Origin of the sequence: Exiguobacterium sp. s102, from assembly GCF_018618635.1 — a bacterium.
In the GTDB taxonomy this organism is placed as follows: Bacteria; Bacillota; Bacilli; order Exiguobacteriales; family Exiguobacteriaceae; genus Exiguobacterium_A; species Exiguobacterium_A oxidotolerans.
Window position 1 is genome coordinate 58304 of the sequence record NZ_JACSML010000003.1, and the last position, 16234, is coordinate 74537.

General features: G+C 45.6%; 15 protein-coding genes. 9 read left to right on the forward strand and 6 right to left on the reverse strand.

Going from position 1 to position 16234, the window contains the following annotated elements; all coding sequences use genetic code 11:
* Positions 1–86 precede the first annotated feature (86 nt).
* Positions 87–1004: an oxygen-dependent tRNA uridine(34) hydroxylase TrhO gene (gene trhO / locus KNQ02_RS10070; RefSeq protein ID WP_088838140.1), complete on the reverse strand. Its 918-nt coding sequence runs from the start codon at positions 1002–1004 to the stop codon at positions 87–89.
* A 239-nt stretch (positions 1005–1243) separates the two neighbouring features.
* On the opposite strand from trhO, the gene KNQ02_RS10075 reads away from it, so the two are divergent.
* Together KNQ02_RS10075 and KNQ02_RS10080 are read left to right on the forward strand one after the other, a co-directional pair.
* On the forward strand, positions 1244–1888 hold the full coding sequence (locus tag KNQ02_RS10075) for a TVP38/TMEM64 family protein (protein ID WP_088838142.1): 645 nt from the start codon (positions 1244–1246) through the stop codon (positions 1886–1888).
* Positions 1889–2521: 633 nt separating this feature from the next.
* Positions 2522–3376, forward strand: coding sequence for a sulfite exporter TauE/SafE family protein (locus tag KNQ02_RS10080; RefSeq protein WP_088838144.1), 855 nt, complete (start codon positions 2522–2524; stop codon positions 3374–3376).
* Between the two features lie 64 nt (positions 3377–3440).
* Here KNQ02_RS10080 and KNQ02_RS10085 read toward each other — a convergent pair whose 3' ends face one another.
* On the reverse strand, positions 3441–4817 hold the full coding sequence (locus KNQ02_RS10085) for an alanine/glycine:cation symporter family protein (protein WP_088838145.1): 1377 nt from the start codon (positions 4815–4817) through the stop codon (positions 3441–3443).
* Positions 4818–4979: 162 nt separating this feature from the next.
* Between KNQ02_RS10085 and KNQ02_RS10090 the strand changes: the two genes are divergently transcribed.
* Together KNQ02_RS10090 and ald are read left to right on the forward strand one after the other, a co-directional pair.
* Positions 4980–6197 (forward strand): PucR family transcriptional regulator, encoded by a 1218-nt coding sequence (locus tag KNQ02_RS10090; RefSeq protein ID WP_029331984.1) that lies wholly within the window; start codon positions 4980–4982, stop codon positions 6195–6197.
* A 131-nt stretch (positions 6198–6328) separates the two neighbouring features.
* On the forward strand, positions 6329–7453 hold the full coding sequence (gene ald / locus KNQ02_RS10095) for an alanine dehydrogenase (RefSeq protein ID WP_214808370.1): 1125 nt from the start codon (positions 6329–6331) through the stop codon (positions 7451–7453).
* A 112-nt stretch (positions 7454–7565) separates the two neighbouring features.
* On the opposite strand, the gene KNQ02_RS10100 is transcribed toward ald, so the two are convergent.
* Positions 7566–8213 (reverse strand): diacylglycerol/polyprenol kinase family protein, encoded by a 648-nt coding sequence (locus KNQ02_RS10100; protein ID WP_214766390.1) that lies wholly within the window; start codon positions 8211–8213, stop codon positions 7566–7568.
* Between the two features lie 117 nt (positions 8214–8330).
* On the opposite strand from KNQ02_RS10100, the gene KNQ02_RS10105 reads away from it, so the two are divergent.
* Positions 8331–8951 carry a DUF1836 domain-containing protein gene (locus KNQ02_RS10105; protein WP_088838149.1) on the forward strand — a complete coding sequence of 207 codons (621 nt, stop codon included), beginning with the start codon at positions 8331–8333 and terminating at the stop codon, positions 8949–8951.
* A gap of 43 nt (positions 8952–8994) precedes the next feature.
* On the opposite strand, the gene KNQ02_RS10110 is transcribed toward KNQ02_RS10105, so the two are convergent.
* Both KNQ02_RS10110 and KNQ02_RS10115 read right to left on the reverse strand, forming a co-directional pair.
* Positions 8995–9471, reverse strand: a complete 477-nt coding sequence (locus KNQ02_RS10110; RefSeq protein WP_088838151.1) for an LURP-one-related family protein — start codon at positions 9469–9471, stop codon at positions 8995–8997.
* Positions 9472–9642: 171 nt separating this feature from the next.
* On the reverse strand, positions 9643–10167 hold the full coding sequence (locus KNQ02_RS10115) for a restriction endonuclease (protein ID WP_214808372.1): 525 nt from the start codon (positions 10165–10167) through the stop codon (positions 9643–9645).
* A 191-nt stretch (positions 10168–10358) separates the two neighbouring features.
* Between KNQ02_RS10115 and KNQ02_RS10120 the strand changes: the two genes are divergently transcribed.
* From KNQ02_RS10120 to KNQ02_RS10130, 3 genes are read left to right on the forward strand one after another with little or no spacing between them, the layout of a single operon-like run.
* Entirely contained in the window at positions 10359–12497 is a 2139-nt protein-coding gene (locus KNQ02_RS10120; RefSeq protein ID WP_088838154.1) for a PAS domain-containing sensor histidine kinase, read from the forward strand.
* The gene (locus tag KNQ02_RS10125; protein WP_214808374.1) at positions 12494–13579 is read left to right on the forward strand and encodes an SDR family oxidoreductase; all 1086 of its coding nucleotides are present in this window, start codon (positions 12494–12496) and stop codon (positions 13577–13579) included. Before KNQ02_RS10120 ends, KNQ02_RS10125 begins: the two co-directional genes overlap by 4 nt.
* Positions 13576–14316 (forward strand): sugar nucleotide-binding protein, encoded by a 741-nt coding sequence (locus KNQ02_RS10130; RefSeq protein ID WP_159172973.1) that lies wholly within the window; start codon positions 13576–13578, stop codon positions 14314–14316. The genes KNQ02_RS10125 and KNQ02_RS10130 overlap by 4 nt, the downstream gene beginning before the upstream one ends.
* 75 nt (positions 14317–14391) lie before the next feature.
* On the opposite strand, the gene KNQ02_RS10135 is transcribed toward KNQ02_RS10130, so the two are convergent.
* The gene (locus KNQ02_RS10135) at positions 14392–15783 is read right to left on the reverse strand and encodes a TrkH family potassium uptake protein (RefSeq protein ID WP_214808376.1); all 1392 of its coding nucleotides are present in this window, start codon (positions 15781–15783) and stop codon (positions 14392–14394) included.
* Between the two features lie 160 nt (positions 15784–15943).
* Between KNQ02_RS10135 and KNQ02_RS10140 the strand changes: the two genes are divergently transcribed.
* Complete coding sequence (locus tag KNQ02_RS10140; protein WP_029331998.1) at positions 15944–16183, forward strand: hypothetical protein; 240 nt, start codon at positions 15944–15946, stop codon at positions 16181–16183.
* Positions 16184–16234: the final 51 nt, after the last annotated feature.

Here is a 16234-nt window from a genome sequence, read left to right on the forward strand (position 1 = left end):
ATCATCTGCGTGACACGTCTTTTTCAGTGGTACAACCTAAAAAGGATGATGTACGCTCTAACGAGCACACATCATCCTTTTTCATCTTATTTCACGAGCTCTTCAGTCAGTTCTTTTTCATAACGATTCCGCGGATGTTCCCGGCATTCGTCGGAACATGAACGCATTACTTTCGGTTCACATTCTTCACAGCAGAAATGCTGACGATTACATTCCGGGTTCGCACAATTAACATAACGTGTTTCTGCCTTACCACAGTAGTAACACTCGGATACGACAGTCGGATTGACTTCATTGACAGGTACTTGAACGCGTTCATCGAACACGTACAGCTCCCCTTCCCAGTCTTCTCCACGCGTGACTTCATCTTTTCCGTACATGACGACGCCACCTTTCAGATGGAAGATGTCGTCGCTGTTTTGACGTTTACGGAAATAAGCCGTGAACTTCTCACAACGTACGCCACCCGTACAATACGTCAAGACTTTTTTCCCTTCGAACAAATGCTCATTTTCATCGAGCCACTGTGGAAACTCACGTGACGCCGCAACGTCGACCTTGACGGCATTTTTGAAATGACCGAGATCGTATTCGTAGTTGTTTCGGACGTCTAAGATGACGACGTCTTCATTTTGCATCATCTCTTTCCACTCAGCAGGCTCAAGATAGGCTGCATTTTCTTTCGGGACATTAAACTCATCTTCAAAACGCCATGTGACGAGCTCTTTTTTGTAACGCACGAAGATTTTTTTGAAGGTATGCTCTTCGACTTCATCGATTTTAAATTCGATGTCGCTAAAGCGCGGATCCGCTAGTAAATCTTGCATGTACTGTTCTGTTTGTTCGACCGTTCCAGAAAGTGTTCCGTTGATACCTTCTGGTGCAATCAAGATTCTTCCTTTGATTCCGAGTTCCTTGCAGTATGCCAGGTGCTCTTTTGTTACTTGTTCCGCATTTTCAATCGGAACATACTTATAAAATAATAGTACGCGATAAGGTTTCATAATCCTCATTGGCCCCCATGTCAGTTTTTTGCAGTAAAACGAACGTTGGCGAACGAAGCGTCATAGCTAATAGCTAGCTGGGAACGCCTGCAAAACGCACCCATTTAAGTATAATACCAACTCCGATTCAATTGTACAATCGACAAATCCATGACACTTACATCGTAATTCAATTCCCTTTCTGATGCGGAAAGAGGTAAAATAGAAATCAGCAGTTTATTTTGTAAGGAGGATTCCGAATGCTCCAAACTATCCGTCAATGGATCGAGCACATGATTATATTTCTACAAGATCTTCCGGGTGGAGCTTCGACTGGATTGATTGCACCCTTCTTAGAATCACTATTCCCATTCCTCCCACTCGTCCTGATCATCTCCGCGAACGCGGCGACCTATGGTTTTTGGATGGGAGTGCTCGTATCTTGGGTCGGCAGCATGTTAGGTTCACTCGTCGTGTTTGCTTGTATCCGCTATTTATTTCGCCGTCCAGTCACCCGGTGGCTTGAAAATCATAAGGCAGCACAACACTGGATTGAACGCGTTCGTCACATGAGTCCGATTTCGCTCGGCTTTTTCTTTTCGCTCCCGTTCATGCCGGCCTTTATCATTACATCCATCTCGGCGATGATTCAGTTATCACTCCGTACGTATTTAATCGCAGCTGGCGCCGGACGCCTGATTGTCGTCATTTTGTTTTCTTTGATCGGCAAAGAGTGGTCCAGTTTTTTAGAAAGACCTGTTCGTCTACTGTTCCTTTTCTTGATCCTACTTACGATTTGGGGAATCAGTCGCGGTATGGAAGAATGGATTAAACGCCGGGCACTCGCACGTCGTACGAAAAACTTACGTGAACTAGAAAATGTAATTGAAGGTAAGAACAAATAAACAACTCTCTCAAAAACACATGACTTACCCAAGTGTTTAATTTATTTCACTATCCGGATGGAAGATCGCTTACATGTGATGTTCCATCTTTTTTTGGTTATGCCACCCTTCTTTATGAATCAGATGTTATTTTAGTTCATGATAGAATGATATTTGAACTACGCCTAAATCGACTTACGATTAAGACTAGGTCTTTTGAATCATTTTCATTCGCTATAATTATATAAAAATACTGTTCACACATTAGACATTATTGATGACGCTTACATTTAATTGGTAAGACCAATATTAGAATAATGTTCACGTTTCGACTCAATAAAATAGGATGGATTTTCCAACTTCTTCATTCCTATAATGAATCTATATTTACGATTCATCGACTCCTTAAGACGGGTATTCCTCTCGTCAGCAAGTCCGAGCATCGTCTCTCTTGCACCCTCGTTCAATGTCACCGGTATCATTGAGCGTACGTAATTTTTGTACCGGAATCGATGGAGCGGCATCTGTCACTCCATCAACAGAATAATCCCCTTAACGGCTCCTTCAACCCCCTTGAAGGAGCCGTTCCCTTTTACTTTCCGCTCCGCCCTTGCGATACTTAACGTACTATGGATTGTGAAGGGATGGACCTGCATGGAATTTTATTATTTTTTACCGCTTGGATTTTTTATTGGCATTATCTCTGGCTTCTTCGGAATCGGGGGCGGAATCATTTTGACGCCGCTCTTGTTGATTCTTGGATTTACCCCGAGTATCGCCATCGCGACAAGCCTCATGTTGACACTTGGTTCGACCGTTTCCGGAACACTCTCTCATCTTCGTCTAAAAAACGTTGTTTGGCGTGATAGTCTCGTCATCGGTGGTGTCGGGATTATCGGTTCGACGATTGCAACGCCCCTCGTCCTTCGACTCGAAGAAGTCAACGGGGCACACCTCGTCATCTCGATTGTTTACATTGCTTTACTACTCTATTTCGCGAATAAGTTCCTTCGTCCAAAGTCGACGAACGGTTCGCAAGACGGTTGGCGTAATCGTTACGTCGCTCTCGCCTTTACCGGTCTGTTCGCTGGTTTCGTATCGTCGCTACTCGGTGTCAGCGGAGGCTTCATCATCACGCCACTACTCGTCGGAATCGTCGGTTATGAACTGAAACGAGCGGTCGGGACAAGTATCGCCTCTGCCTTATTGATTGTCCTATCTGGACTCGTCAATTATACGGTGGCGAGTACGGATGTCGATTTGCTCGTCGGTGTCATGTTAATTATCGGCGCCTTACTCGGTGCACCGATTGGCGCCAAACAATTGGGACACTTCGAAAGTCCGTTCGTCAAAAAGTATTTAGGGATCTTTTACTTAACGGTCGCGACAAGCGTGCTGCTTGAAGTGTTAGGCTTTAATACAGCTTCGTTAATCGTCTTAGTGACCCTTAGCGTCGTCTTCTTAGTGACGTTACTTGTATACAGCCGTAAACGTTCAACATCCTCTTAACTGTTTCTCATACTAATAGCCGTCTCCCGTTAAAAAGGGGACGGCTATTTTTCTCTATTTCTTGTTAAGCAACTTTTCGAATCGTACCGGCTTCGTACTCTTTTGTATGATCAATGACGATTTTCGATAATAATAACATCCCGATTAAATTCGGAATCATCATCAGACCGTTCGCAATATCAGCGACCAGCCACAACAATTCTAAATTTGCGATTGCTCCATAACAGGCTGCTAATGCAAAGATGACTTGGTAGAGGCGATTGAATTTCGTCGCACCACTTAAATATTCAAGACATTTCTCACCATAGACATACCACCCGATAATCGTCGAATACCCAAAGAAGAAGACCGAGAAGGCAACCGTCCATTGACCCAGTGGTCCAAGTACACTGGCAAATGCGGCCGATGTAAGTGCCGCTCCTGTCAATGAGCCGTCATGTGTGACACCTGATAACGTCCCTCCCGTCGGATCCCAAAATCCAGTCGTCATTAAAACGAGTGCCGTCATCGTACAAACGATCAACGTCACGATAAACGTACTCGTCATCGAAATCAATCCTTGTTCTGCAGGTCGTTCACTTTTAGCAGACCCGGCAATTAAAGCAGCTGTTCCCAGTCCGGCTTCGTTCGTAAAAATACCACGTGCGACACCAACCTGCATGGCAACCATGATGGACACACCCGCAAATGCGCCGACTGGTGCCAGCGGCTGAAACGCATATTGTACAATCAGCCCTAACGCGGGAATGATTTGGTTCGCTTGAAGAACTAAAATAATGAGTGCCGCCACGATGTAGAGCAAACTCATCACCGGTACAAAAATCGTCGAGATTGAACTCACACGCTCAAGCCCACCACGAATCGAGAAATAGACCGCGACGGCTAGTACAACTCCAAAAGCAAGTAACGGGATGTGGAACGTCTGCTTCAATACCGTCGACATCGCATTCGCCTGGACCGTATTTCCGACGCCAAAAGAAGCAATCAGACCAAACAAGGCAAACGCAACCGCTAACGGCTTAAAACTTTTTCCAAGACCTTTCTCGATGTAGTACATCGGTCCACTGACAATTTCACCACGATCGTTTCGCTGACGAAATAAAATCGCTAACAGACTCTCGGCATACTTCGTCGCCATCCCGACGAGACCAATCACCCACATCCAAAAGATTGCACCTGGCCCCCCCATCGTCAAAGCGACGGCAATTCCGGCGATGTTCCCATTCCCGATTGTCGCAGCCAGTGACGTCATCAGCATTTGAAAGCTACTGATTTCCCCTTCACCATGCCCCGTTTTCGTCAATGCGAGTTGAAACGCTTGTTTTAACCGGCGAAACTGTAATCCTCGAAGACGAACCGTAAAATATAAGCCCGTCCCGACCAATAACACCATGCTCGGGATTCCCCAAATCCATGATGAAATCATGTGTAACACTTCCATCGCACTCCAAATCCTCTCTATCTCTATCTCAGTTGACTCTGCCGCTCACCTTAGCATATTTTTGTTTATTCCTACAATATAAATCGATTGTTTTTGTGGTTATACACAAACGGTTGTATACTAAACATAAGGAATACGATAGAGAAAGAAGGAACTTCATTTATGTTAGAAGCAACGTACCATTCCCTCGATGATTTAGCAGAAGCGATCGGCCTCGCACTTAATGCACCGATAACGATTGAAGACCGCAATCATCGTCTGCTCGCCTACAGTACGCATACGACTGATACAGATCCTGCCCGTGTCGCTACCATCATCGGCCGCCGTGTCCCTGAATCCGTCATCGATCAACTTTGGAAAGATGAGGTCATCCAAAGCTTAGCGGCTCAAGATGATCCACTCGTCATCACTGCCCGGACGAGCGTTGGTTTGAACGACCGCGTCGCCATTGCCATTAAACAAGATATGGAGATTCTCGGTTACATTTGGTCAATCGCTCGCAACACTCCCTTCACGGCTTCAGAGCTAGGCGATTTAAAGAAAGGTGCCATGCTTGCACAACGACAGTTGCTTGCAATCGACATGCAAAAAAAACGGCAAGAAGAACAGACGGAGCAATTCTTTTTTGAGTTACTCCATGAAGAGTTACCCGAAAGTGAAATCCTAAAGACGTTCTCAAAACTTCATCTCGCTCCGCCGGGAATCAGTCGCTTAATGGTCATCCGTTTCCCGGAAGCCATTACGCCGCGTCTAGCCGATCGCCTCCGTTATTTATTGACGATTCAACAGACGGTACGTCCCCTGCTGTATGCATACGACACGACAGATTTTATTTTGTGGATCAGCACAAACGATCGTGACATTCAGCATGAACGCATTCAGTTCGATGCTTTCATCCAGTCATTCCGCCAACTACTCGCCGAACGGTTTTCTTATACAGAATTTGTTGTATCGAGCAGTGAAGTTTTCACCGGCGTGCAGTCGATTCCAGAACGTTACGAAGAAGCAGGTATCGTCTTACGTCTCAAAGACGCCTATCCTTTCGAACTTCAAAATGTGACGCGATACGAGCGACTCGGACTATTCCAGTTATTACCTATCTTTTCAGAACGCCTACGGAGACGGACGGTTCGACTGGAAGAAATCGAACGTCTTCGCGCTTACGACTTGAAACACACAGCTTCTTTATGCGAAACGCTCGAGTGGTTTTTGCATTACGATGGAAACGTCAAACAAGTTGCCGCCCACCTTCACGTCCATCCGAATACGATCTTATACCGCATGCGGCGCATCGAAGAAGAAGCCGGCATTCGGATGGAATCATTACCTGAACGTTCGTTACTTTATCTTTACTTGAAAGCCGACCGTTACCTTTTGTGATTTCTCACAAATAATCCTCTTATTTTTTGAAAACACCGATAAAGTCGTACGCTTTCATTTCTCGTATACTGAGGGAGAAGTAAGTAGTTAAAGGGTTATTGGTTGTTCATTTGCGAAAGGGGATCGCTCTTATGATCATTGGAGTATTAAAAGAAATTAAAAACAACGAAAACCGTGTTGCGTTAACACCTGCCGGGGTAGCAGCGTTAACGATTCATGGACATCAAGTCATCGTCGAAACATCTGCTGGTATGGGGAGCGGCTTTACAAACGAAGAGTATATCGAAGTTGGTGCACAAATCATCGAAACAGCGGCAGAAGTTTGGGCGACTGCTGAGCTTGCGTTGAAGGTCAAAGAACCCATCGCTTCAGAATATCAATACTTCCGTCCCGACTTAACCTTGTTCACTTATCTACACCTTGCAGCGGAGCCAGAACTCACACGGGCACTTGTTGACTCGAAGATTACGGCAATCGCTTATGAAACGGTCGAAAAAAATCGGACATTGCCACTTCTGACACCAATGAGTGAAGTCGCTGGTCGGATGGCTTCACAAATCGGTGCACAGTTCCTTGAAAAACCGCATGGTGGAATGGGGATTCTACTTGCAGGCGTCCCTGGTGTTCGCCGCGGAAAAGTTACTGTCATCGGTGGTGGTGTCGTTGGGACGAACGCAGCAAAACTCGCAGTCGGTCTTGGTGCTGATGTGACAATCATCGACGTCAGCCCTGAGCGCCTTCGTCAACTTGATGATATTTTCGGTAACTCAATCAACACGTTGATTTCGAATCCGTATACGATTGCAGAAGCCGTCGCTGAAAGTGACCTCGTTATTGGTGCCGTCTTGATTCCAGGAGCGAAAGCACCGAAGCTCGTGACAGCAGAGATGGTTGAACGAATGAAACCAGGTGCTGTCATCGTCGATGTCGCGATTGACCAAGGCGGAATTTTCGAAACCGTTGACCGTATTTCGACACATGATAATCCAACGTATGAAAAATTCGGTGTTGTTCACTATGCCGTCGCGAATATGCCGGGTGCTGTTCCACGGACGTCGACACTCGCGCTTACGAACGCAACACTTCCTTACGTTCTCGAACTCGCGAACAAAGGCACACACCGTGCACTTGCTGAAAATACTTCGCTTGAAAAAGGTCTCAACGTCGCGCAAGGATTCGTGACGTACGAAGCAGTCGCGCGCGACCTCGGTTACACGTATAAATCCGTTGAAGATGTATTGCACCTTCACGCTTAATAGAAAACAGCAAAAAAGCAGCAGGTTTCTTCTTTATAGAAGAAATCCGCTGCTTTTTTGTTTTTACCTGAATCGCGCGACGTCTTACCGGTGAAGCAAGTAGCAACATCTATTAAAGCGCAAACGCAACGAGTGCACCGATTGAAAGCGGGATGAAAACATTATCTAAATCGCGATAGGACACGGCTTCAATCAAAGCAGCAATATTCGCAAGCAAAAAACCGTAACTGATTGCAATCCAAGCCGGTAATGCATATATAAGAAATGTGGAAGTCAGGACGAGGAACGAGAATAAAAACATCGCGATGCTTCCTTCAAATGATCGTTTAATCGCCCCACGTGTATAGAACGTCTTTCCGTAGCGTCGACCTACTAAAGCAGCCATTCCGTCGCCCCACGCGAGCACCATGCTGCCGGCGACGAGTGCCATTGGTTCTCGTTCAAAAAAGAGTCCGACTAGAATCAGTAAAGAAATCGGGTAGTAGACCGTCCCGTAAGATATGCGTTCCACTTGATTCATTTGACCCGTCCCGCGTTTTAAGGTCAGCAGATTAACGACCGTGAAAAATAATAACGGGACGATTGCAATGTACCAATGATCGATCCAGGCAAGCGCCAGAAAGACCCAATGCCCGACTGCGATATGAATCCATTTCCGAACCGTTTCCGGCTCTGCTCCGACGCGTCGACCAATCGCTTCCAACAAGAACAAGATGAGTCCAATGATGACGATTGTTCCAACAGCAGCAACCCATTCCATATGAATCCTCCTTCTTTTGCTCCATTCTATTGTACTTTGTCTGATTGCCGTTTGCTCTTTCGAACCTTCATTTGATAACATAAGGTCAAATGACGTCCTAGAGAGGAAGTATTCTGAATGTATGATGCTCAAGCCGTGCAAACGTTATCTAACTGCCTATCACATTTAAAAGAAGGAAAAGGGATCGGCACACTCGTTTCCGAGGATGAATCGGATCTTCCGAAAGTCATCCATCGCCTCAAACAATTTGATGCGACGAAAAATGGTTTATCGATTAACGAAATCGTCCATCTCGCGAATGCCTTAATTGGAGAACATATGTCTGCGACGACGATTCAAAACTGGACGAAGCGTGAAGTACGGGACATCATCGGTGTTCCGCATCGCGGGAAAAAATACTCGATCAATCAGGCAGCCATCATCTACTTACTTGATGACTTAAAGCATCTCTTTTCTTTAGAAGAAACACGTGAATTATTGACGATCGTTTTTAAGAACCCCAATATCGATGAAGATGATTTAATCAGTCCGCTCGACTTTTATCTCGTCTATACACAGCATGCAGAGACGAGTGGACCAATCGAACTGACGGAGAAGCGTCTGAGACGCTCTTTAGAGCGTATCCATGCCTATCGACCTGAGACGGTCCACGTCTTACAGCTCTGTCTGTACGCCCGTCGTATTTCGCACCTGACGCACGAAGCAAAACAGCGCCTCCAGCAAGTTTTACAATCTTGAAGTAAAAAGATGCCCTCCAGAATAAACTGAAGGACATCTTTTTTTATACAGCTGTAAGTGGTTTATAGTTGACGGAGTTCGTCAAGCTTTTTAAGACGGACAGCAGTTCATACATTGAGAGTTTGTCAGCATCTTTTACGAGACGATATTCATCGCCGTCTTGCAGCAATTCTGCGACGACTTCGCCTGCCGCACTTCGGACTGAGAATTTCCCTTTTGTCAGGTCGAAGGAAATGACATACGTGCCTCGTTCGTACACGTTATATTCACATTTCTTCGAGAAGAGTGAAAACTTCTCACGCATTTGACCTACCTCTTGACCATCATGGTTCATCACGACCCATTTCTTACATGTCGGGATGAACTTTCCAAACGCTACCCCTCTACCTTCACCATTCATTACTTGAACACGACCTGTCTCGTCGTGTTGAACCGCACCAATCATTTGGTGTGCTTCATCATAAATCGCGGCATGACCTTGCGAAAAAACGCAACCCTGCACATAGACAACTTTGCGCAACAGAAATTCTCCTCTCACTGCTAAAAAGTGCTGGTATTTCGTCCCCAGTATATTTAGACATCCTGAATAGTTTAACTTTCTTTATCTCTATGATATTTCGTTAACGAAAATGATTATTGCACCGTTTGAACAAATTGACAACCCCCTTTTGTCGACAATCATTCGACAACATCAGCGAAAGCCAATTTCTCGTGCAAACTCAAGCAATTCTTCTCGATCAATCAAGCGCACCCGATTCGGTTCTGCCAAGCGACATGCGGCGTCCGTATACGTCGAATTCGTCACGACCCATCCTTCATCCATGTCGTAAAAAGGTACTGCCGCGGCGACTTGTTGAACCGCCTCTAATCCAACCGGTCCACCATAACGTTTTGCTTGAATCGCTATTCTATACCCTTGTGCGTCTTCAATCAATAAATCCGCCCCAAAATCTCTTGAGGCCGGCGTCAGTTCAACGCGATAGCCGGCACCTTCAAATAGTTCGACGAGCCACTCTTCAAACTCCCTGCCTTCCATGCGATCAATTCGATTCGCAAGTGAAGGGGTAAAGAAGGAAAGTAATAAAAAAACGATACATCCTACTATACTGATTCCGACAATTAAAAGTTCCCAGGAACTCGAAAAAAAATAAGTTCCGGCGACTCCGATCACCGCGAACAGTAGTGCGATTATTCTGCGTTTCGTACGTATTTGCATGACTTGATTCTCCTTCACTCTGAGTTGATTCGAATTCAATCGGTTTCTTTAAAATTAATATACTAAATTCTCTTTCGGTTCGCTTCCTCGAAAGGAACGAACAACGCAGATGGAGAATAAGTGTTGAGAGAAGATTACGTTTTTTAATAATCATCATGCACCGGACTTTATTTTTTGAAAGGAGGTCGCTTATGACTGAACACTCATCCACATCCGCAGAAGCACTTATCCGTGCGACCTTACGTGCCGTCTCAGAACCGCTCGCTTTAGTGGATCGGATGGGCCGAATTAACTTTGTGAATGATACCTTTCACGCCCAATTCCCTACCGACTCCAATGACAAGTCACTGTTTTCACTTTTCTCACTCGACGAACAGTCTCTTCCATTATCTGATTCGGTCCACTTCCGGGTAATCCCTTACGAACTCATCGTCTCACCGATTGCGCAGACTTCCCTTTTCGTCGTTTCCGTTAAATCGCTCGCGATCGACCGCTTGCTCGAATCGACATTAGATGCTGCCCTACTCGTCACAGACGCAGACTTCCATATTACCGCGTTTAATGAAACAGCAGGTACCTTGTTCGGTTACGAAGAACACGAGCTGATCGGAAGATGTCCTGATGACTTACACGATCACGCAGAGTTTGATGAGCGGAAGCGACACTTGGAGCAGTTGAATTTAAAAGACTTATCTCCAGCCGATGTCTTATTGTTGCACGGGCGTGATGCGGAAAACGAATGGGTGTATCACCGTAAAGACGGCTCGACCTTCTATGGTCGATTGTATATGACCCGTCTAGCAGACGGACAATTTTTCTTGTTCATCGTTGATATGAGTGCCCAAAAACAAATTGAGTCACACCTGACGAAAAGTGAACGCCGTTTCCGTCTGTTTTCCGAATCAATCGTCGAAGCGGTCATCTTCCACGACCGTGGTACCATTCTCGACGCGAACCGAGCAGCTGAAGTGATTTTCCGTACAAAACTTGAACAAATCAAGGGACGCAATGCCCTGGATTTCATCCATCCTGACTTTCATGAAGAGGTCAGCCGGCGTATCGAACTCCACCGTAATGATCCGTACGAGGTCATCGGACAACGGGCAGACGGGACACCTGTCGAAATCGAAATTTTCCCGCGCGAAATCATGTACGAAAAAACACGGATGCGTGTCGCCGTCATTCGGGATATCAGTGAGCGTAAAAAAATCGAGAGCATGTTGGAACGTGAAAAAAATGCCATCATGCGTCAACGCGATATCACCCAATCGATTCTGCAAGCTTCAAACGAAGGGTTTTTACTGACAGAAGAAGATGGCAGCTTCATCTTCATGAACGTCAAAGCCCGAAAACTGCTCGATGTTCCAGGGATTGCACCAAGCAAGATTCAAGAGCGGATCAGTATGATTCCGAATCTCGATCTCGCGACCCGCTATGAGATGCTACAACAAGTCGAAGAACTCCTTGCCGGCAAGCATTCTGAACTGTCATTTCGGTTTACACTACAACGTCCGAATGAATCCAACCATCTTTACTTCGAGTTTTATGCGACTTCAATTAAGAAGGAACGTAGTCGCATCTCCCGTCATGGTTTTTTGTTCGTCTTCCGCGACCGGACAGAAGAGCAAAAAATGGACCAGGTCAAAGATGAACTCATCAGTACCGTATCGCATGAGCTCCGAACACCCCTCTCATCGATTCTCGGTTATTTGGAGTTGTTGCGCTATCGTAAGCTCACACCTGAAAAAATACAACGCTATGTCGAAATCATGCATGAAGAAGCCAAGCGGTTAACGACGCTCCTCAATGAATTTTTAGATATTCAACGGATGGAAGGCGGCAAACAACCGTACGATTTTAAATCATTCTCTTTACGTCAACTGCTCCTCGATACAACGGACGCTTTTGGTGAAACGGCCGAAACCCATCGCATCGTGCTTGATGTAAAGGAAGATCCTGTCATGATCGTCGCTGATGAAAATAAAATTAAACAAGTCGTTTTGAACTTACTCTCGAATGCAATCAAATATTCACCATCCGCCGACCACGTAACGGTCAGTCTACACACACAAGGCGAGCAAGCCATCATTACTGTGACTGATCACGGTCTCGGAATTCCTCAAAATGCATTCGATAAGCTTTTCACGAAATTTTACCGTGTCGATAATTCAGCCGTCCGTAAGATTGGCGGAACCGGCCTCGGTCTTGCGATCTGTAAAGAAATCATCGAATCACATGGTGGGGCGATTTCCGTCGAGTCGGAGCTCCATCAAGGGTCGACTTTCACGGTTGTACTCGATTTAGATTCAAGAAAGGATTATGCAAAATGAAACGGACTTATTTCATGACAGGATTCCCCGGATTCCTTGCTACCAAATTAATTGAACGTCTCGCTCTTGTGCCGGAACAAATTGACCGGTTTTATTTGCTTCATCTACCGAGCGAACGAACAAGTGCCTTAGCAAAAAAGGAATCGTTACTCGAACACACGTGTCTTGAAGAAGCACAACTCGTTTTATTAGAAGGTGATATCACAACACCCGGATTAGGATTGAACACAGAGACGAAGCAACGACTGTCGACTGAAGTGACGCATCTCTTTCACCTGGCAGCACTGTATGACTTGGCGACGACATTTGATATCGCTTTTCGAATTAACGTCATCGGAACATCGAACGTGACGCAGTTTGCTCATACGTTGCATTATCTTGAACGCTACATCTACTTCAGCACCGCCTATGTCTCCGGGCTCCGGACCGGGACGGTTCTTGAACAAAACCTCAAACATGCCGCATCATTCAAAAATGCGTACGAAGAAACGAAGTACCTGGCAGAAGTTCGCTTTCACGAAGAAGTCGGTTCACTTCCTTACACGATCATTCGTCCGGGAATCGTCGTCGGTCACTCCGAGACAGGGGAGACACCAAAGTGGGATGGGGTTTATTTCGTCTTGAACGCCCTGCGCCTGCTCAAGCAATTCGCCCCCCTTCCTTATGCAGGTAGAGTCAATGCACTCGTCAATCTCGTTCCGTATGATTATGTCATCGCTGCGACGACCTATTTAAGCCATGTACCAAGCGGCGTCCGTCAAACGTATCACCTGACGGATCCATTCCCACACGGCGCACGGACGATTTATGAAATGTTACACAGCGCCTACTACAATTGCGCTCCGCGGGGAGTCGTCCCGTTTCGCCTCGTGACGTCCCTGTTGACCCCGCGTATCGCTACGCGCTTACAGATGCAGCGGCAGACGCTTGATTACTTTGTTCACCCTGTTCACTACGATACGACGAACACACTTCGTGATTTAGACGGAACTGGTATTGTGTGTCCTGATCTTGCTGAGTTTCTTCCACGACTTGTCGATTACTATAAAATTCAACATCCCGAAATGGAGAAAACACAATGAATGCTCTTGTTACCGGTATGAATGGTACAGTCGCACCTGTACTTGCAGACGTCTTACGCATGCATCAGTATGAAGTTACAGCTTGGGATCGATCGGTTGTCTCGACGACTGATCCCGCAATCATGGAAGCTTTTATTGATCAGGTCCAACCTGATCTACTCTTACACATCGGAATGGGTTCTGCTGAATTTGCAGAATCATTGGCACGGCTATCTTTTGAGCGTAACATTCCCTTTCTCTTTACGAGCACGGCTTCTGTCTACGCAAATCATCAACAGGGACCGCATGATCCATCTGTACTTCCGGAAGCAGACGATGACTACGGTTTTTATAAACGAACATGCGAACGACTTATCCAAGCAGTCAATCCTGACGCCTACATCGTCCGGATCGGCTGGCAAATCGGTCAGGTTGCCGGATCAAATAATATGATTGATTATTTAGAACGACATGCCTCAACGGGTCCCATTCCGGCAAGTAAAAACTGGTATCCCGCTTGCTCTTTTTTGGAAGATACGGCGCAAACTCTCTATACAATCTTGACGACTCAAACACCTGGCCTTTATCTTGCCAATGGAAATTCGACCCATTCCTTCTTTGAAATCGCTACAGCATTAAATGTATACCACGGTTCGAAATGGAAAATCGAAGAAGATAATACAATCCAGCGTGATGATCGAATGAAGGATACTCGGGTGACCATTGCCCCAATCTCAGATCGATTATCATTTATGTAAGAAAAGTGCCTCGCCATTCGATGCGTTATCGAACGGTGAGGCACTTTTTAGGAGACATCTGCTACTGACAGCCAATCAACCAATCAGCATATTTTCTTTCGGATAACGAATCAAGCGATTGTGTTGCGTCGCGACCGTGAAGAGAATCGTCAAGGAACCGACACGTCCAAGCAACATCATGAACATGATTAGTCCTTTTCCAAAATCATTCAACTCTGATGTCACATTTAACGAAAGTCCGACCGTCCCGAATGCGGAAACCGTTTCGAAGAAGAGCCCTGTAAACGAGATATTCGGTTGCGACAGTGCCAAGAGCGTTGTGATGACACCGATGAATAAAATGCTGAAAATAGCAATCGCATAAGCTTTTGATACGGCCTGCGCCTGGACGGTCCGACGCATCAGGACCGTTTCTCGTTGTCCCCGTAGATACGTCCAGACGTTCTTTAAGATGACGGCTGCTGTCGTGACTTTAATGCCTGATCCCGTCGACGCCGACCCCGCTCCGATATACATCAAAACCATCATCAAACCGATCGAAAGTGGCACCATCGTCGTCAAATCAATCGTCTGGAACCCTGCCGTCCGGGTCGTCACGACTTGGAAGAAAACGATATGTAGTGCTTGAACGAACGAATAATTTTGAAGGGAACCGAGATGTGAGACCCACTCATACACCATCATCGCGACCGTCCCGATACCGTTGATGACGAGTAATGATAAAATCATTAATTTCGAGTGTAATGAAATTTTCTTGAAGCTGCGGTTAGCCGAAACATCAGCGATGACCGTGAAGCCCAATCCCCCAATCATCAATAGAGCAGAAATCGTAAAAATGAATGTCGTATCTTGTTGGAAGGACGTCAAACTGTCTCCCCATAACGCAAAACCGGCATTATTAAAGGCGGAGACCGCATGAAACAGACCATAATACAGTGATTTTGAGAGCGTATATTTGTATTGGATGAACAGATCGAGAGCAAGTAAGATCATCCCAATCAACTCCAGGATGACGGTCGTCAAGAGAATGTTCCGGACGAGTCGAATCGTTCCTCCCGGACTATCTAAGTTGAACATCTCTTGAATGATGATCCGCTGACGAATCCCGATTTTTCGACCTGTGACACTAAGTAGAACAAGTGCAATCGTCATGAATCCGAGACCACCGATTTGAATTAAAATCATTAAAATCAGTTGCCCCCACAAATTATAGGACTCTGCAATGTTAATCGGCGAAAGCCCCGTCACCGTCGCAGCCGATGTCGCGACGAACAGACAATCAATTAATGCAACGTGGCTATCGCTTTGTTGAAACCAGGGGATCCACAACAATAATCCTCCGAGCAAAATCGTCAATGTGAATCCAGTCGCGATGAAACGGGCTGGTTTATCAAATAATTGATGATACGTTCGTTCTCCAAAATCTCCAAATTTCGCTAAACGTGTATGTCTTTTATGCGAAAACATGCGTTGACTCCTCCTAGATGAGATTACTCAATTGCATTTATCATACTCTCTCGAAAACATTAGTTCTATCGAAATTTGCAATCAACTAAACGTTTTCGTTTTTTTTTGGTAAAATAGATAAAAGCAGACGTGTTAACTTTAAAGGAGGTTGAGGGAAACAGTGGACCCTAGGACGGCTGACCATTCGATTGAGGATGTCTCGCGAAGGCTAGAACGACAATCACAATGGATGCCCGCACAGTTATATTATCAGTTCGAGGAATTATTATCGTTACATCTGGAACAACCGATTCTAAATGAATTGTATAATGTATTAAAAAAATACGACGTATTAACCGATATAGAGCGTGACGAACGAAACGAAAGCATTCAATTGCTAATCGACGAAAACGGCGCTTAATTCTCGGTTTTTGGATTTCCGAGCAGAAGATGCGTCTTCTGCTCTTTTTAT